This is a genomic window from Methylobacterium mesophilicum, from assembly GCF_036441335.1.
GTDB lineage: Bacteria > Pseudomonadota > Alphaproteobacteria > Rhizobiales > Beijerinckiaceae > Methylobacterium > Methylobacterium mesophilicum_B.
Genome location: NZ_MLBW01000004.1, coordinates 42,834 through 59,237, shown reverse-complemented (window position 1 = coordinate 59,237; position 16,404 = coordinate 42,834). Strand labels below are relative to the sequence as shown.

General features: G+C 73.2%; 19 protein-coding genes and 1 pseudogene. 17 read left to right on the top strand and 3 right to left on the bottom strand.

Annotated features, from left to right (window positions below):
• Positions 1–562 precede the first annotated feature (562 nt).
• Together MMR14E_RS02570 and MMR14E_RS02565 are read left to right on the top strand one after the other, a co-directional pair.
• Positions 563–982 carry a MucR family transcriptional regulator gene (locus tag MMR14E_RS02570; RefSeq protein ID WP_331312675.1) on the top strand — a complete coding sequence of 140 codons (420 nt, stop codon included), beginning with the start codon at positions 563–565 and terminating at the stop codon, positions 980–982.
• Positions 983–985: 3 nt separating this feature from the next.
• Complete coding sequence (locus MMR14E_RS02565; protein ID WP_331312674.1) at positions 986–1,237, top strand: hypothetical protein; 252 nt, start codon at positions 986–988, stop codon at positions 1,235–1,237.
• Positions 1,238–1,331: 94 nt separating this feature from the next.
• On the opposite strand, the gene MMR14E_RS02560 is transcribed toward MMR14E_RS02565, so the two are convergent.
• Positions 1,332–2,960 (bottom strand): inorganic phosphate transporter, encoded by a 1,629-nt coding sequence (locus MMR14E_RS02560; RefSeq protein ID WP_331312673.1) that lies wholly within the window; start codon positions 2,958–2,960, stop codon positions 1,332–1,334.
• 188 nt (positions 2,961–3,148) lie between these two features.
• Here MMR14E_RS02560 and MMR14E_RS02555 point away from each other — a divergent pair, with 188 nt between their 5' ends.
• Positions 3,149–4,297, top strand: a complete 1,149-nt coding sequence (locus tag MMR14E_RS02555) for a ceramide glucosyltransferase (protein ID WP_331312672.1) — start codon at positions 3,149–3,151, stop codon at positions 4,295–4,297.
• A gap of 277 nt (positions 4,298–4,574) precedes the next feature.
• On the opposite strand, the pseudogene MMR14E_RS02550 reads toward MMR14E_RS02555, so the two are convergent.
• Positions 4,575–4,742: pseudogene (locus tag MMR14E_RS02550) on the bottom strand (ABC transporter permease); the annotation flags it as partial.
• Between MMR14E_RS02550 and MMR14E_RS02545 the strand changes: the two are divergent.
• The 6 genes from MMR14E_RS02545 (at position 4,687) to phnE (MMR14E_RS02520) (ending at position 9,545) form a co-directional block, all read left to right on the top strand.
• Entirely contained in the window at positions 4,687–5,160 is a 474-nt protein-coding gene (locus MMR14E_RS02545; RefSeq protein ID WP_419539286.1) for a DUF1045 domain-containing protein, read from the top strand. The pseudogene MMR14E_RS02550 and the gene MMR14E_RS02545 overlap by 56 nt on opposite strands.
• Positions 5,153–5,773: a chloramphenicol acetyltransferase gene (locus tag MMR14E_RS02540; RefSeq protein WP_331312671.1), complete on the top strand. Its 621-nt coding sequence runs from the start codon at positions 5,153–5,155 to the stop codon at positions 5,771–5,773. Before MMR14E_RS02545 ends, MMR14E_RS02540 begins: the two co-directional genes overlap by 8 nt.
• A 114-nt stretch (positions 5,774–5,887) precedes the next feature.
• A complete protein-coding gene (phnC, locus tag MMR14E_RS02535) occupies positions 5,888–6,736 on the top strand; it encodes a phosphonate ABC transporter ATP-binding protein (RefSeq protein WP_331312670.1) in 849 nt (282 codons plus the stop codon).
• A gap of 118 nt (positions 6,737–6,854) precedes the next feature.
• Entirely contained in the window at positions 6,855–7,784 is a 930-nt protein-coding gene (gene phnD, locus MMR14E_RS02530) for a phosphonate ABC transporter substrate-binding protein (RefSeq protein WP_331294672.1), read from the top strand.
• A gap of 16 nt (positions 7,785–7,800) precedes the next feature.
• Positions 7,801–8,682 (top strand): phosphonate ABC transporter, permease protein PhnE, encoded by an 882-nt coding sequence (gene phnE / locus MMR14E_RS02525; RefSeq protein WP_331312669.1) that lies wholly within the window; start codon positions 7,801–7,803, stop codon positions 8,680–8,682.
• Positions 8,679–9,545 carry a phosphonate ABC transporter, permease protein PhnE gene (phnE, locus tag MMR14E_RS02520; protein ID WP_331312668.1) on the top strand — a complete coding sequence of 289 codons (867 nt, stop codon included), beginning with the start codon at positions 8,679–8,681 and terminating at the stop codon, positions 9,543–9,545. Before phnE (MMR14E_RS02525) ends, phnE (MMR14E_RS02520) begins: the two co-directional genes overlap by 4 nt.
• Positions 9,546–9,653: 108 nt before the next feature.
• Here the strand turns inward: phnE (MMR14E_RS02520) and phnF are convergent, their stop codons facing one another.
• Positions 9,654–10,187, bottom strand: coding sequence for a phosphonate metabolism transcriptional regulator PhnF (phnF, locus tag MMR14E_RS02515; protein WP_331312667.1), 534 nt, complete (start codon positions 10,185–10,187; stop codon positions 9,654–9,656).
• Between the two features lie 26 nt (positions 10,188–10,213).
• On the opposite strand from phnF, the gene phnH reads away from it, so the two are divergent.
• From phnH to MMR14E_RS02475, 8 genes are read left to right on the top strand one after another with little or no spacing between them, the layout of a single operon-like run.
• The gene (gene phnH / locus MMR14E_RS02510) at positions 10,214–10,765 is read left to right on the top strand and encodes a phosphonate C-P lyase system protein PhnH (RefSeq protein WP_419539285.1); all 552 of its coding nucleotides are present in this window, start codon (positions 10,214–10,216) and stop codon (positions 10,763–10,765) included.
• A gap of 3 nt (positions 10,766–10,768) precedes the next feature.
• The gene (locus tag MMR14E_RS02505; RefSeq protein ID WP_331312666.1) at positions 10,769–11,881 is read left to right on the top strand and encodes a carbon-phosphorus lyase complex subunit PhnI; all 1,113 of its coding nucleotides are present in this window, start codon (positions 10,769–10,771) and stop codon (positions 11,879–11,881) included.
• A complete protein-coding gene (locus MMR14E_RS02500) occupies positions 11,878–12,765 on the top strand; it encodes an alpha-D-ribose 1-methylphosphonate 5-phosphate C-P-lyase PhnJ (RefSeq protein WP_331312665.1) in 888 nt (295 codons plus the stop codon). Before MMR14E_RS02505 ends, MMR14E_RS02500 begins: the two co-directional genes overlap by 4 nt.
• An 8-nt stretch (positions 12,766–12,773) precedes the next feature.
• Positions 12,774–13,259, top strand: coding sequence for a GNAT family N-acetyltransferase (locus tag MMR14E_RS02495; protein WP_331312664.1), 486 nt, complete (start codon positions 12,774–12,776; stop codon positions 13,257–13,259).
• The gene (gene phnK, locus MMR14E_RS02490; protein ID WP_331312663.1) at positions 13,256–14,029 is read left to right on the top strand and encodes a phosphonate C-P lyase system protein PhnK; all 774 of its coding nucleotides are present in this window, start codon (positions 13,256–13,258) and stop codon (positions 14,027–14,029) included. The genes MMR14E_RS02495 and phnK overlap by 4 nt, the downstream gene beginning before the upstream one ends.
• The gene (gene phnL, locus MMR14E_RS02485; protein ID WP_331312662.1) at positions 14,026–14,733 is read left to right on the top strand and encodes a phosphonate C-P lyase system protein PhnL; all 708 of its coding nucleotides are present in this window, start codon (positions 14,026–14,028) and stop codon (positions 14,731–14,733) included. The genes phnK and phnL overlap by 4 nt, the downstream gene beginning before the upstream one ends.
• Before the next feature lie 11 nt (positions 14,734–14,744).
• Positions 14,745–15,881, top strand: coding sequence for an alpha-D-ribose 1-methylphosphonate 5-triphosphate diphosphatase (locus MMR14E_RS02480; protein ID WP_331312661.1), 1,137 nt, complete (start codon positions 14,745–14,747; stop codon positions 15,879–15,881).
• The gene (locus MMR14E_RS02475) at positions 15,881–16,378 is read left to right on the top strand and encodes a phosphonate metabolism protein/1,5-bisphosphokinase (PRPP-forming) PhnN (RefSeq protein WP_331312660.1); all 498 of its coding nucleotides are present in this window, start codon (positions 15,881–15,883) and stop codon (positions 16,376–16,378) included. Before MMR14E_RS02480 ends, MMR14E_RS02475 begins: the two co-directional genes overlap by 1 nt.
• Positions 16,379–16,404: the final 26 nt, after the last annotated feature.

Genomic DNA, 16,404 nt, shown 5'->3' with positions numbered 1-16,404 from the left:
GCGCGGCCGCCGCCAGCCGGCGCTCCCGGATCCGGTCGGCGATGGGCCGGCCGCCCGCGCGGAACACGTCCCGGAGCCGGAGAGCCGGCAGAGGGCCGGATGAGCGCGCGGCCGGCGCGCTTCCCGACCACGCGCAGCGCTCGGGAGCCGTCCTGCCTCCGGGCCGTCGGGGGCGCCGCCGCTGTCCGATGGCACCCCCCGCCGTACGCATTGCGACGGGCACGCGACCGGACGGTCCCGAGGCGTGGCACCGAGGCCGAGATCGCCCGAACTCGGGTTTCGGCACCGCTCTTCGCGCCCGAAAACAGTGAACGTATCAGTAACCATTGCCGAAATGCGTCCGGTTGCGCGGTGGAGCAAAAATCCTCGCGCCGTCGGACAAACCCCCGTCCGCCCAGATTGTATATTATCTGCAACCTCAAGAAACGGAGATAAATCAACTTGAGGTAGAAATCCCTCGATCGCTTCGCGGCCGGGCCAGCCTCTCCCCGAGACCCGCGCGAGCCGGTCCGCCGGAGACGGGGCCCGGAGCGCGGGACGCCCTCCAACAGCGATGTCTCAGATGGACCATCTTATCGACCACCGTTCAACTTTCATGCTCGAGAAGGTCGGCGCGATCGTCGCGGCCTACGTCTCGCGCAACGCGATCGAGGTCACGGCGCTGCCGGCGCTGATCGATCAAGTGCACGCGGCGATCGCGGTGCTCCGCTGCGCGCCGTCGGAATTCGGAAGGCGGGGGCTGAGCCAGTCGAAGGTCGATGCCTCGATCCAGGAGACCGGCCTGGTCAGCTTCATCGATGGCCGATCCTACCAGACCCTGAAGCGCCACCTCACCGCGCACGGCCTCACCCCCGAGGGGTACCGGGCGAAGTACGGCCTTCCGGCCGACTACCCGATGGTGGCCCCGGGCTACGCCGCGCGGCGCTCGGAGATCGCCCGGGCGATCCAGCTCGGCCATCAGCTCGGCCACAAGGCGGCCTGAGCGATGGCGCCCGACGCTTCCGCCGATCCGGCCCGGACCCGCGCGCCGTCTCCGGCAACGGCCTGCGCGAGCGACGCCCTGAGCCGCATCGCCGGCATCCTCGACGTGCCGGTGGCGAGCTTCTACCCGGATGCCGACCGGCCCGACGCGGCCATGACCCAGGCGGCCGACCTCGTCTCGGCCTTCGTGACGATCGACAGTCCGGCGGCGCGCCGGACCTGCCTGGCCTTCGTGCGGGCGATGGCGAGTTCCTGACGCGTCGGGGCACGCTGCAGGAAGCCGGAGACCGGGTCGCTGCGTCGGGGGGCGGAGCGCGGTCTCCGGCCCGGCCCCGCCGGCCGGACCCGTGTCAGAACACGTGGCGCAGGATGAAGAACAGCACGGCCGCGAGGGTGATCGCCGCCGGCAGGGTCAGGATCCAGGCGAGCGCCATGTTGCGCACCGTGGACATCTGGAGGCCGGAGCCGTTGGCCGCCATCGTTCCGGCGACGCCCGACGACAGGATGTGGGTGGTCGAGACCGGCAGGCCGTAGAGCTCGGCCAGCCCGATCGTGCCGGCGGCGACGATCTCGGCCGAGGCGCCCTGCGCGTAGGTCAGGTGAGTCTTGCCGATCTTCTCGCCCACCGTGACGACGATGCGCTTCCATCCGACCATGGTGCCGAGACCCAGCGCCAGGGCGACGCAGACCTTGACCCAGCCCGGGATGTAGCGCGTGCCGTCGTTGAGCAGGCCCGCGTAGCGCTTCAGGTCGGCCCTGTCGGCCTCCGAGAAATCGGCCCCGGCGCCCGGCAGCACGCGCACCGCGTCGGCGGCGAGGTACATGTCGCTGCGCAGGTTCTGGGTCTGGGCGGCCGGCACCGTGCGGATCGCGCCGTAATTCTTCACGCTGGCGGCGATGTCGTCGGAGAGCGCCGCCAGCGCCGCGTAGACGGGCGGCGTGTTCAGCGCCTTGGTCTTGAGCGCCTCCGTCACCGTCCGGCGCGCGGCGGCGGCGTCCGGAACCGACGCGCCGGGCGCGCGGGCGGAGAACACCGCGCTCGCCGCCGTCGAGGCCTGCACGAAGGCGGGCGTCGTGTCGTCCGCCATGGTGCGGTTGAGCGCGTAGGCGGTGGGGGCCGCGCCGATCAGGATCAGCATGATCAGGCCCATGCCCTTCTGCCCGTCATTGCCGCCGTGGAAGAACGAGACCAGCGTGCAGGTGAGGATCAGCAGGCCGCGGATCCACGGGGGCGGGGGCGCGTCGCCCTCGGGCGCCTCGTAGAGGTCCTGGCTGCGGACCGTGACCTTCAGGGCGAGCAGCAGCAGCGCCGCGAGCACGAAGCCGCAGACCGGCGAGAACAGCAGCGCCTTGAAGACGTTGAGCGCCTGGGTCCAGTCGACCCCCGCGGTGCCGTCGCCGCCGTTCATCAGCTGGTTGGCGAGGCCGACGCCGAGCACCGAGCCGATCAGCGCGTGGGACGACGAGTTCGGCAGCCCGAAGGCCCAGGTCCCGAGGTTCCAGAGGATGGCCGCCAGCAGCAGCGCGAAGATCATCGCGTAGCCCGCGTGCGAGCCGACGTTGAGGATCAGCTCGACCGGCAGGAGCGTGACGATGGCGTAGGCCACGGCGCCCGAGGACAGCATCACGCCGAGGAAGTTGAAGACGCCCGACCAGATCACCGCGACGAGCGGCGGCATCGAGTGGGTGTAGATCACCGTCGCGACCGCGTTGGCGGTGTCGTGGAAGCCGTTCACGAACTCGAAGGCGAGGGCGATCAGCAGGGCGAGGCCGAGCAGCGCGAAGGCGCCGTAGGCCAGGGGCGCCTCCCCGACCGCGTTCATGTCCGCGATGAGGCTCACCACCGCGTAGCCGAGGCCCGCCACGAGGACGAGCAGGAACGCGACCACCCCGCCGAGATGCGTCCCGTGGTCGAGGCGGGGGCCGCCCGCCTTCCGGCCTCCCGCGGCCCCCGACGGCATCACGGCGGAATCGGACATGAACCCTCGCGCGGAATCTCTCGTGGTGAACGGGGATTAAAACCGCGCGGTGACGGTTGGGTGACGGCCCGCGACGCCCCGCGTCGGCGAGCGGGTCCGAGAGCGTCGGGCGGCGGCGCTGTCACACGCCTGACGCGGTCCGGCCGCTAGCGGACCGGACCGCTCGCCCGATCGCACGAGGGATCCGCATGATTGACGCCACGGTGCCGGCCCTGTCCCTCGGCGCGCTCCTGGCCGTCGTCCAGATCGGCAGCATCGCCGTCGCGGGCCGGCGCCTCGGCCGGGATCACGGCCCGTCGCGGTTCCCGGACGGCGCGGCCGTCTCCCTGGTCCGCCCGCTGCGCGGGGTCGAGGCCTACAGCGAGGAGATGCTCCTCCGCAGCTTCCGCCTCGACTACCCGGCCTACGAGCTGATCTTCTGCGTGGCCGACCCGGCGGACCCGATCGTCCCGATGGTGGAGCGGCTGATCGAGGCCCACCCGCACGTGCCGGCCCGCCTGATCCGCGGCGACGAGCGCGTCAGCGCGAACCCGAAGCTCAACAACTGCCTGCGCGGCTGGCGCGCCGCCGCCCACGACTGGGTGGTGCTCGCCGATTCCAACGTCGCCATGCCGCCGGACTACCTCCAGCGGCTCCAGGCGGCGTGGCGCGCCGATACCGGCCTCGTCTGCTCCACGCCGGCCGGCGCCCGCCCGGGCAGCTTCATGGCGGAGGTGGAGTGCGCCTTCCTGAACACCCTCCAGGCGCGCTGGCAGTACGCCGCCGAGGCCTTCGGGCTGGGCTTCGCGCAGGGCAAGAGCATGCTCTGGCACAAGCCCTTCCTGGAGGGGCAGGGCGGCCTCCAGGCGCTGGCGGCCGAGATCGCCGAGGACGCGGCCGCCACCAAGCTCGTGCGCGCCGCCGGCAAGCGGGTCCACCTCGTGGCGAGCCCGTTCGAGCAGCCGCTCGGCCCGCGCGGCTTCCGGGAGGTCTGGTCGCGGCAGCTGCGCTGGGCGCGCCTGCGCCGCGTGACCTTCCCGCTGTTCTTCGCCCCCGAGATCGGCAGCGGCGTCCTGCTGCCGGCGCTCCTCGTCGCCCTCTGGGCCGGCAGCCTCGCGGGCCTCGCGGGCGCTGCCGGCCTCGCCGGCCTGTGCTATGCCGCCGAGTACCGGCTCGCGGTCCGCGCGGGCTGGCATCGCTCGCCCCGCACGCTGGCCGCCTTCCTGGCGCGCGACGCACTGATCCCGGCGATCTGGGTCGGCGCCTGGATGCGGAGCGCCATCGTGTGGCGGGGCAACGCCATGGACGTGCGTCCGCGGCGGGCCGCCGACGCGCGCACCTACGCGCCGACGGCCTGATCGCCCGGCGACCGGAGTCCCTGACGTGTCGCGCCGCTACGCCCTCTACTGCCTGCCCGCCCCGGGCTCCCGCCTCGAAGCCTTCGGGCGCGCCGTCCTCGGCCACGACAACGCCTCCGGGCTGCCGGTCCCCCACCCGGAGGGGCTGAGCGATCTCGCCGCCGTCACGGCGGGCGCGCGGGTCTACGGGTTCCACGCCACCCTCAAGGCGCCGCTGCGCCTCGCCCCGGGGGCCGGGGAGGCCGACCTCGTCGCCGCCGCCAGCGCCCTCGCGGACGCGCACCACGCTCACGAGCGCGACCCACGAGAACAGCAGCATGATCCCGAGCAGGACGAAGAAGCCCGGGGCGATGAAGGCCGAGATGATGATGATCAGGTAGAGGGTCGGGATGCCGCCCCAGACCTCGATGAAGCGCTGGAAGGCGAGATCGACCCAGCCGCCGAAATNACACGGCCCGCCCCGACATGACCTTCTCGATCGCCAAGAGCTATCTCGCGGTGCTGGCCGGCCGGAACTCGGCCTCCTCGCCGCCGAGTGCGTCGCCGCCCTCGACCCGTTCCGGGCACCGCTCACCGAGGCCGAGCGCGCCAAGCGCCGGCCGGAGCGCCTCGACCCGCGCGGCCGCGCGCTCCTCGACCGCTGGGGCTATCCCTACGTGTTCGAGGCCTTCCGCTTCCACATGACCCTGACCGACGCCCTGCCGGAGGCGGAGCGCGATCCCTGGCACCGGCGCCTGTCCGAGGCCTACGCCGCCGCGGGGCCGGAGCCCCTGCGGATCGACGCCGTCAGCCTCCTGACCCAGGACGGGTCGGGGCCGTTCCGGCTCCTGGCGCGCCTGCCCTTCGGAGAGGCCCGTGGTTGACCGCCCCCTCGGCCTCGAACCCGCGCTCGATCCGAGCGCCCGGGTCGTCGACTGCCGCCTCGGCCGCTACACCGAGGTCGGCGCCCGCACCCGGCTCACCGAGACCGTGCTCGACGACTATTCCTACATCGGTGAGGACGGCGAGGTGATCTACACCGCGATCGGCAAGTTCTGCTCGATCGCCGCCAGCGTCCGGATCAATCCCGGCAACCACCCGATGGAGCGGGCGTCGCAGGCGCACTTCACCTACCGGGCGCGCGCCTACTGGCCGGAGGAACCGGACGAGCCCGCCTTCTTCGACCGGCGCCGGGCGAGCCCGGTGGCGATCGGCCACGATGTCTGGATCGGTCACGGCGCGGTCGTCCTGCCCGGGCGCACGATCGGCACCGGCGCGGTGGTGGGGGCGGGCGCCATCGTCACCCGCGACGTCGAGCCCTACACGATCGTGGTCGGCAATCCCGCCAGGCCGGTCCGGCGCCGCTTCCCGGAGGCGGTCGCGGACCGTCTGACCCGCTTAGCGTGGTGGGACTGGGACCACGAGCGCCTGCGCCGGGCGCTGCCGGATTTTCGCGAGCTGCCCATCGAAGCATTCCTGGAACACCACGAAGATTAAGTCGGCTATCGAAAGGCCGAGATGCTGCGCCGGCAAATATAATCGTCCCGAATACGTCATCCAATCGTCGTCAAACCGGCGTCTACGTGCGGCCGTTCCCCGGCGGATGGTGGCATGCTGGTTATCGAGGATCTCACGCGCCAGTACGGCGACCGGCGCGCCGTCGACGGCGTGTCGCTCCGGATCGAGCCCGGCAGCTTCGTCGGGGTGATCGGCCGGTCCGGTGCCGGCAAGTCGACGCTGCTGCGCCTCATCAACCGGCTGGCGGACCCGAGTTCGGGCCGCATCTTCCACGATGGCCGTGAGGTCACGACCCTGCGCGGCCGCCCGCTGCGTGAGTGGCGCACCCGCTGCGCCATGATCTTCCAGCAGTTCAACCTCGTCGGCCGGCTCGACGTCATGACCAACGTGCTGATGGGGCGCCTCAGCCACGTGCCGACCTACCGCGCCCTGCTCCGGCAATGGTCCGCCGAGGACCGGGCCATGGCCCTCGCCGCCCTGGAGAGCTTCGACATGGGCGAGTTCGCCGGCCAGCGGGCCGACGGCCTGTCGGGCGGGCAGCAGCAGCGCGTCGCCATCGCCCGCGCCCTCGTGCAGGAGCCCGAGATCCTGCTCGCCGACGAGCCGGTCGCCTCCCTCGACCCGCGCAACACGCGGCTCGTGATGGACGCGCTCGCCGACGTGAACCGGCGCTACGGCATCACGGTGCTGTGCAACCTGCACTCCCTCGACCTCGCCCGCGCCTACTGCGACCGCCTCGTCGGCCTCGCGGCCGGGCGGGTCGTGTTCGAGGGCGGCCCCTTCGACCTCACCGAGGACGTGGCGCGCCGGCTCTACGGCCTGGAGGCCGGCGAGGTGCTGGACGATTCCGCGCAGCGCGAGTCGGAGCAGCGGGCCGCGATGCCGGGCCGGCCCGGTCACGTGCCGGCGCGGCCGGTCCGCGAGGCCGCCCTCGGCGCCTGATCCGGGCCCCGGGCCCCAACGAACACCGCCAAAGCGCACCGCCAACGCGCACCGTCTTGGAAACGCCCGACCGGCCTCTGGCCGGCCGAACCTCGCCGACGCCACGAAGGACGACCCGATGATCACCCGACGCACCCTCGCCGCCGCCGCCGCGGCCCTCGCCCTCCTCGGCCTGCCGGCCGCCGCCCAGGACTGGAAGGCCCAGTATCCGGAGCTGACCCTGGGCGTGATCCCGGCCGAGAACGCCTCGGGCACCGCCGACCGCTGGGCGCCGCTCACCGCCTACCTGACCAAGACGCTCGGCGTGCCGGTGAAGCTGCGGGTGGCGAGCGACTACGCCGCCGTGATCGAGGGCCAGCGCGCCGGCAACATCCAGATCGCGTGGTACGGGCCCGCCTCGTTCGCGCGGGCCGTGATGACCGGCGTGAAGATCGAGCCGATCGTCAACCAGAAGCACGAGACCGGCGCCTCGGGCTACTATTCGGTGGTCTACGTGCTGGCCTCCAGCCCCTACAAGACCGTCGAGGATCTCAAGGGCAAGAACCTCGCGCTGGTCGATCCGAACTCCACCTCGGGCAACCAGGCGCCGCGCTTCTTCCTCAAGCGGGCCGGCTACGACGTCGAGAAGTTCTTCGGCAAGACCTTCTACGCGGGCAGCCACGAGAACGCCGTCCTGGCGCTCACCCAGGGCACCGCCGACGCTGCCGCCAACCTGTGGAATTCCGAGACCGACACGATGGTCACCCGCATGGCCGCCAAGGGCATGCTCAAGAAGCCCGACGGCACGCCGATGCAGCAGTCGGACTTCCGGGTCGTGTTCAAGTCCGACTTCCTACCGGAGGGGCCCTTCGCCATGCTGGCGAGCCTGCCGGACGACCTGAAGGCCAAGATCCGCGACGCCTTCGTGGCCCTGCCGAAGGCCGACAAGGCCGCCTTCGACCGGCTGTCCGACGGCAAGGACCAGGACCTCACGCCGGTGACCCTCAAAGATTACCAGCCGATCATCGACATGCTGCGGTTCAACGACGAGCAGCGCCGGAAGTCCTGATCCGGAGCCGCCCGCCTTGCGCGGCCTGACCCCCCTGTCGCCGGAGCGGGCAGCCGCCCTCTCCGGCCTCTACGCGGCGGCGACCGACGAGGCCCGCCGCCGCACGCTGGCGGGCCTCGCCCTGGTGGCGGCGCTCGCCGTGGTCGCCGGCCTGATCGCCGAGGTGCGGCCGCTGGTCTTCGCCGAGAACATCGGCAAGTTCACCGCCTACATCCAGCAGATCCTGCCGCCGATCGGCCTCGCGCACCCGCTCGAGGACGTCCGCGCCTGGTACTGGGGCCTGCCCAAATGGCTCGGCCTGCTGGGCGAGACCCTGCTCATGGCCTATCTCGGGACGCTGCTCGGGGGGCTCGCGGGCTTCGCCCTCAGCTTCGTGGCCGCCGCCAACCTCGTGCGGTCGCGCGCGCTGCGCGTCGGCGCCAAGCGCCTCCTGGAACTGTGCCGCACCGTCCCCGAGGTGGTGTTCGCGCTGATCTTCGTCATCGCCTTCGGCCTCGGCCCGATGGTGGGCGTGCTCGCCATCGCGATCCACACCACGGGGGCGCTGGGCAAGCTGTTCGCCGAGGTGGTCGAGAATATCGACATGCGGCCCGTCGAGGGCCTGTCGGCCTCGGGCGCGACCTGGGTCCAGACGGTGCGCTTCGCGGTCCTGCCGCAGGTGCTGTCGAACTTCGCCTCCTACGCGCTGCTGCGCTTCGAGATCAACGTGCGCGGCGCCGGGGTGATGGGCTTCGTCGGCGCCGGCGGCATCGGCCAGGAATTTCTCGTGGCGATCCGCAATTTCTACTACGCGGACGTGAGCGCGATCCTCGTGCTGATCATCCTGACCGTGTTCTGCATCGACCTCGCCACCGAGCGGGTCCGCCACCGCCTGATCGGCGCGGAGCACGCCCGATGAGCGCGCGTCCCGAGGCCCTGCGGGCGGCGGCCCGGGCCGACCTCGCCCGCCTGCGCGCCCGCTACCCCGCGCAGTTCCGCACCGACTGGCCGGGGCGGGCGCGGCTCGCCGCCCTGCTCGCCGTGCTGGTCGGGCTCGCCGCGCTCGGCTACTGGCGCCTCGACTTCTCGGTGGCGCGGATCCTCCACGGGCTCGGGCGGCTCGGCACCTTCGCGGTGCTGATGCTGCCGCCGTCGCCGGAGGGCCAGTTCTGGACCTTCCTGCACGCGCTGGGCGAGACCCTCGGCATCGCCTTCCTGGGCACGCTCGCGGCGGCGATCCTCGCCTTCCCGGTGGCGTTCCTGGCGGCCCGGAACGTCGTGCCCAACCCCTTCGCGCGGTTCGCGGTCCGCCGCGGCCTCGACGTGATGCGCTCGGTCGACGTGCTGATCTGGGCGCTGATCTGGATCAACGTCGTCGGCCTGGGCCCGTTCGCGGGGGCGCTCGCGATCGCGTGCTCGGATTTCGGGGCGCTCGGCAAGCTGTTCTCCGAGGCGATCGAGACCTGCGACAGGCGGCCCGGCGAGGGCGTCGTCGCCTCGGGCGGCTCGGCGCTCCACCGCATCCGCTTCGGGTTGATCCCCGGGGTGCTGCCGGTGCTGGCGAGCCAGGTCCTGTACTTCTTCGAGTCGAACACCCGCTCGGCGACGATCATCGGCATCGTCGGCGCCGGCGGCATCGGCCAGTACCTCACCGAGCTGATCCGCGTGCTGGAGCTGCAGCAGGTCGCCTTCCTGGTGCTGATGATCCTCGTGACCGTGGCGGCGATCGACTGGGTCTCGACCCGCCTGCGCCGGGCGATCATCGGGCCGGCGGCGCGCTGAGGGAGGCCTCGGCTCTCCGGCATCACCAGTGGAGTGCGATCACTCCGGGTCGCGCTGCCCCGGGTTGATTCGCTCCGCTCGCGAGGACGGTGTGCCGCCGCCGTCGCGTCACCCGCCGATCACCAGCTCCACGCGGTCGGCGGCGAACAGGGTGCGGTTCGCCTGGATCGGCACGCCGGCGGGATCGACGTTGACGCTCGACACCACCAGAACGACCCGCCCGGGCGCGATGTCGAGGCGCTGCGCCTCGGCGGAATCCGCGGGGCGGGCCCGGATCCGCGTCGAGAGCCGGGTGTAGTCGTGGACGCCGCAGGTCGCGAAGGCCCGGGTGATCGAGCCGCGCGCCGCGTAGGCCTCGGCGAAGCCCGCGAAGCGCGGCAGCGGCAGCCAGGTCAGCGCCGTCGAGAGCGGGGCGCCGTCCGCCCGGTGGACCGTCAACAGCTCCAGGATCGGCGCGCCGGGGGCGAGGGCGAGGGACGCCGCCTGCTCGGTCCCGGCCGGGACCGTGGTCGCGGCGACGAGGTCGCCCCAGGCCTCGCGCCCGGCCCCGGCGACGATCTCGGAGAAGCGCGTCCGCGGCCCGATCGGGTAGGCGAGCGGTGCCTCCTCCACGAAGGTGCCCCGGCCCTGGCTGGCGCGCACGAGCCCGCCAGGGCCGGGGCACCTTCGTGGAGCCTACGTTCCGCGCCGTGATGGACGCCCTCGCCCGCCCCGGCCGCGTCCGGCCTCTCGCGCCGGGCCTCGCGCCGCCCGCGCCCCTGACGCCGGAACTGGCCGCCGTCGCGCTGACGCTCACCGACGCCGACACGCCGGTCTGGCTCGATCCGGCCCTCGCCGCGGCGCCGGAGGTCGCGGAATACCTGCGCTTCCACACCGGCGCGCCGCTCACCGGCGACCCGGCCGCGGCGGCCTTCGCGCTGGTCCGTGACCCGGCACGCTGCCCGCCGCTGGCGGAGTTCGCCCCCGGGACGCCGGCCTATCCCGACACCGCCACGACCCTGGTGCTCGCCCTCGACGCGCTCGCGGAGGGGGAGGGGCTCCACCTGTCCGGCCCCGGCATCCGGGGCACCGCCCGGATCGCGCCGGCGCCCCTGCCGGACGGCTTCGCGGCGCAGCTCGCCGAGAACCGCGCGGGCTTCCCCCTGGGCGTCGACCTGATCCTGACGGCGCCCGGCCGCGTGGCCGGCCTGCCGCGCTCCACGACGGTGACGGAGGCCTGATCCATGTACGTGGCCGTGAAGGGCGGCGAGGCCGCCATCGACAACGCCCACCGGCTCCTCGCCGAGGCGCGCCGGGGCGACCCGGCCGTGCCCGAGCTCTCCGTCGCGCAGATCCGCGCGCAGATGGCGCTGCTGGTCGACCGGGTCATGACCGAGGGCTCGCTCTACGATCCGGACCTCGCGGCGCTGGCGCTCAAGCAGGCCCGCGGCGACGTGGTCGAGGCGGTGTTCCTGGTCCGCGCCTACCGGACCACGCTGCCCCGGTTCGGCGCCTCGGCGCCGGTCGACACCGGGGCGATGGCGGTCGAGCGCCGGATCTCCGCGACCTTCAAGGACCTGCCGGGCGGGCAGGTGCTCGGGCCGACCTTCGACTACACCCACCGGCTGGTCGATTTCGCGCTCGCGGCCGAGACCGAAGCCGGGATCGAGCCCGCCGCCGAGGCCGAGCCGCGGGCCGATGCCGGCACCTGCCCGCGGGTCACCGACCTGCTGGCCCGGGACGGCCTGATCGAACCGTCGCCCCCGGACGACGGCGCGCCAGCGGGCGACCTCACCCGCGAGCCGGTGGACTATCCCGCCGACCGGGCGCTGCGCCTGCAGGCGCTCGCCCGGGGCGACGAGGGCTTCGTGCTCGGACTCGCCTACTCGACGCAGCGCGGCTACGGCCGCACCCACCCGTTCGTCGGCGAGATCCGGGTCGGCGAGGTGGCCGTGGAGTTCGTGCCCGAGGAGCTGGGCTTCGCGGTGCCGCTCGGCCGGGTGCGGCTCACCGAGTGCCAGATGGTGAACCAGTTCAAGGGCTCGGGGGCGGCCCCGCCCCAGTTCACCCGCGGCTACGGGCTGAGTTTCGGGCAGAGCGAGCGCAAGGCCATGGCGATGGCCCTGGTCGACCGGGCGCTGCGCGCGGAGGAACTCGGCGAGCCGGTGGCGAGCCCGGCCCAGGACCAGGAATTCGTGCTGGCCCACTGCGACAGCCTCCAGGCGACCGGCTTCGTCGAGCACCTGAAGCTGCCCCACTACGTCGACTTCCAGGCCGAGCTGGAACTTGTTCGCCGGCTACGCACCGAGTTCGAGCGCGGGTCCGACGCCGCCGAGATGCAGGAGGCCGCCGAATGAGCGCCGCGATCGCGCAGCGCCCGGAGAGCGAACCGGGCTACAACTTCGCCTATCTCGACGAGGGCACGAAGCGGATGATCCGCCGGGCCATCCTCAAGGCCATCGCGGTACCGGGCTACCAGGTGCCCTTCGCTTCCCGTGAGATGCCGATGCCCTACGGCTGGGGCACCGGCGGCGTGCAGGTCACGGCCGCGATCCTCGGCCGCTCGGACGTGCTCAAGGTCATCGACCAGGGGGCCGACGACACCACCAACGCGGTCTCGATCCGCCGCTTCTTCGCCAAGACCGCCGGGGTGGCCACCACCACCCGCACCGCGGAGGCGACGGTGATCCAGACCCGCCACCGCATCCCCGAGACGCCGCTCACCGAGGGACAGACCCTCATCTACCAGGTGCCGATCCCCGAGCCCCTGCGCTTCCTCGAGCCCCGGGAGACCGAGACCCGCCAGCTGCACGCGCTGGCCGAGTACGGCGCCATGCACGTCAAGCTCTACGAGGACATCAGCCGCCACGGCCACATCGCCACCACCTACGCGTACCCGGTGGAGGTGGCGGGCCGCTACGTGATGGACCCGTCGCCGACGCCGAAATTCGACAACCCCAAGATGGACGACTGCCCGGCGCTCCAGCTCTTCGGTGCGGGCCGCGAGCGGCGGATCTACGCGGTGCCGCCCGACACGCGGGTGCGCAGCCTCGACTTCGAGGATCACCCGTTCCGGATCCAGGCGTTCGAGCATCCCTGCGCGCTGTGCGGTGCCGAGTGCGTCTACCTCGACGAGGTGCTGCTGGACGATGCCGGAAGGCGGATGTTCGTCTGCTCGGACACCGATCATTGCGAGGGGCGCCGCGCGGACGGCCATGTCGGCACGGGGGACGCGGCATGAGTGGCGATGTGAGACGCGACGCCGGCGACCTCACGGTCCGCCGGGCCGGGAAACCGGACCTGCCCGCGATCCTCGACCTCTACGCCGAGCTGAACGGCGGGCGGGTCGCGACCCTGGCGCAGGCCGGGGCGCTCCTCGACCGGCTCGCGGCCTATCCCGATTACGGGCTCTACGTGGCCGAGCGCGACGGCGCGGTCGTCGGCACCTTCTGCCTCGTCATCCTCGACAACATCGCCCACTGGGGCACGCCCTCGGCCCTCGTCGAGAGCGTCGTGGTCGCGTCCCGGCACCGCGGCGGCGGTCTCGGCCGGGCGATGATGCGCGCGGCGGCCCGCCTCGCCGAGGCGCGGGGCTGCTACAAGCTCGCCCTGTCGTCGAACGCCGACGCCAAGCCGGCCCACGCCTTCTACGAGAGCCTCGGCTTCGAGCGCTACGGCTACAGCTTCCGCCTCGTTCCCCCCTTCCTGCCCGACGCCGCGGAGGCGACCCGATGAGCGAATCCCTGCTTCAGGTCCGCGGCCTGACCAAGCGCTACGGTGCCCGCCTCGCCTGCGCCGACGTGTCGTTCGACCTCGTCCCCGGCGAGGTGCTGGCGATCGTGGGCGAATCCGGCTCCGGCAAGTCGACGCTCCTCTCCCTCATCGCCACCGAGCTGGCGCCCGATTCCGGGACGGTCGCCTACCGGATGCGCGACGGCGCGCTGCGCGACCTCGGCACCCTCAGCGAGGCCGGGCGCCGGGCGCTGATGCGCACCGAGTGGGGGTTCGTCCGCCAGGACGCGGCCCAGGGCCTGCGCATGGCGGTCTCGGCCGGCGGCAATGTCGGCGAGCGGCTGATGGGGCTCGGCGACCGCCATTACGGGCGGATCCGCGCCCAGGCCCTCGACTGGCTCGGCCGGGTCGAGATCGCCCCCGACCGGATCGACGACCCGCCGACGCGGTTCTCCGGCGGCATGCGCCAGCGCCTGCAGATCGCCCGGAACCTCGTCACCGGCCCCCGCCTGGTGCTGATGGACGAGCCGACCTCCGGCCTCGACGTCTCGGTCCAGGCCCGGCTCCTCGACCTGATCCGCCGGCTCTCGGCCGAGCTGGGGCTCGCGGTGATCATCGTCACCCACGACCTCGCGGTGGCGCGGCTCCTCTCGCACCGGATCATGGTCATGCGCGCCGGCCGGGTGATCGAGACCGGCCTCACCGACCGGGTGCTCGACGATCCCGAGCACGCCTACACCCAGCTCCTCGTCGCCTCGGTGCTCGCCGCATGACCGCGCTCCTGACCTTCGAGACCGTCGCCAAGAGCTTCACCCTGCACCTGCGCGGCGGCGTCGTCCTGCCGGTGGTGGGCGATGTCAGCCTGTCCGTGGAGCCCGGCGAGTGCGTGGTGCTGGGCGGCCCGTCCGGAGCGGGGAAATCCTCGCTGCTGAAGATGGCCTACGGCAATTACCGCTGCGACGGCGGCGCGATCCTGGTCCGCGACGGCGCGACGGTCGTGGACGTCGTCCGGGCCGATCCGCGGGCGGTCCTGGCCCTGCGGGCGCGGGTCATCGCCTACGTCTCGCAGTTCCTCCGGGTGATCCCGCGGGTCCCGGCCCTCGACGTCGTCGAGGCCGCCGGCCGCGAGGGCGGATTGTCCGAAGCGGCGGCGCGCGGGCGGGCCGAGACCCTGCTGGCCCGGCTGAACCTGCCCGAGCGGCTCTGGGGCCTGCCGCCCGCGACCTTCTCGGGCGGCGAGCAGCAGCGGGTGAACATCGCCCGGGGCCTGATCGCCGACCGGCCGCTCCTGCTCCTCGACGAGCCGACCGCCTCCCTTGACGCGGAGAACCGCGCCGTGGTGGCCGAGCTCGTCCGCGAGAAGCTCCGCGCCGGGGCCGGCGTGCTCGGCATCTTCCACGACAGCGAGATGCGCGACGCTGTGGCGACCCGGGTGGTCGATGTCACCCGCTTCGCGCCGCGCGCCCGGGCAGCCTGAGGATCCGCACGATGGACGACTTCATCCTCGAGAACGCGACCCTGGTCCTGCCGGACCGGGTGCAGCGCGGCTGGCTCGCGGTCTCGGACGGGGCGATCGCGGAGATCGGCGAGGGGCGCCCGCCCGCGCGCGGCCTCGATCTCGGCGGCGACCACCTGATCCCCGGCCTGATCGAGCTGCACACCGACCACCTGGAGAGCCATTTCGCGCCGCGCCCGAAGGTGCGCTGGCACCCCCTCGGCGCCGTCCTGGCCTACGACGCGCAGATCACCGCCTCGGGCATCACCACGGTGTTCGACTCGCTCCGCGCCGGCAGCGATCCGGACGGCAGCGGCCTCGGCTCCGAGCTGGAGCAGCTCGCCGGCGCCATCGCCGCCGCGCGCGCCGGGGACCTGTTCCGGGCCGAGCACTTCACGCACCTGCGCTGCGAGCTGCCCTCCCTGGACGTGCTCGACACGGTGGCGGCCTTCACGGCCCGCTACAAGGTCGGCCTGATCTCGCTGATGGACCACACGCCCGGCCAGCGGCAGTTCCGCGACATGGAGAAGTACTACACCTACGCCACCCGCGGCGGTCGGCCGATGGACGAGATCCGCGCCAACACCGAGCGCAAGGTCCGCGACGGGCGGGCGCTCAACGCGAAGAACCGGCCGGCCCTCGTCCAGTTCGCCCGCGAGATGGGCATCCCGCTCGCGAGCCACGACGACACCACCCTGGCCGACGTCGAGCTCGCGGTCGGCGAGGGCGTGCGGCTGGCCGAGTTCCCCACCACCCTGGAGGCGGCCGAGGCCGCGCACCGGCAGGGCATCACCGTGATGATGGGCGCGCCGAACCTGATCCGCGGCGGTTCGCATTCCGGCAACGTCGCCGCCCTCGCGCTGGCCGAGGTCGGGCACCTCGACATCCTCTCGTCGGACTACGTGCCGGCGAGCCTGCTGATGGCGGCCTTCCTGCTGCCCGAGCAGGCGCCCGCGATCACGCTGCCCGCCGCGCTCGCCACGGTCACGGCCAACCCCGCCCGCGCCACCGGCCTGACCGATCGCGGCGCCCTGGCGCCCGGGCTGCGGGCAGACCTCGTGCGCGTGCAGCGGGCCGAGGGCGTGCCGGTGGTCCGCGAGGTCTGGCGCGCCGGCCGGCGGGTCGCCTGATGGCGGGCTGCCTCGTCCTCGTGGTCGGCCCGAGCGGGGCCGGCAAGGACACGCTGCTCCGGCTCGCCCGGGCGGCCCTGGCCGACGACCCGCGCTACGTCTTCCCGCGCCGCCTCGTCACCCGCCCGCCCTCGGCCGACGAGGACAACGACGAGATCGACGAGGCCGGTTTCGCCGCGGGCTGCGCGGCCGGGCGCTTCACCCTGAGCTGGCGCGCCCACGGCCTCGGCTACGCGCTCCCGGAGGCGGTCGGCCGACGCGTCGCCGACGGCCACGTGGTGGTCTGCAACGTCTCGCGCCGCGTCGTCGCGCAGGCGCGGGCGGCCGGTCCGCGGGTGAGCGTCGTCGAGATCACGGCGCCCCCCGAGATCCTGGCGCGGCGCATCGCCGCCCGCGGCCGCNCTCGGGCCGCGAGCCGGGCTGCCGCACGCCCGCGCGCGGCGCGCGCGCCACGAAAAAGGGCGGGCGCCGATGCCGGCACCCGCCCTCGCTGGTAACCGCCGGGGAAACCCCGGCGCCGTTC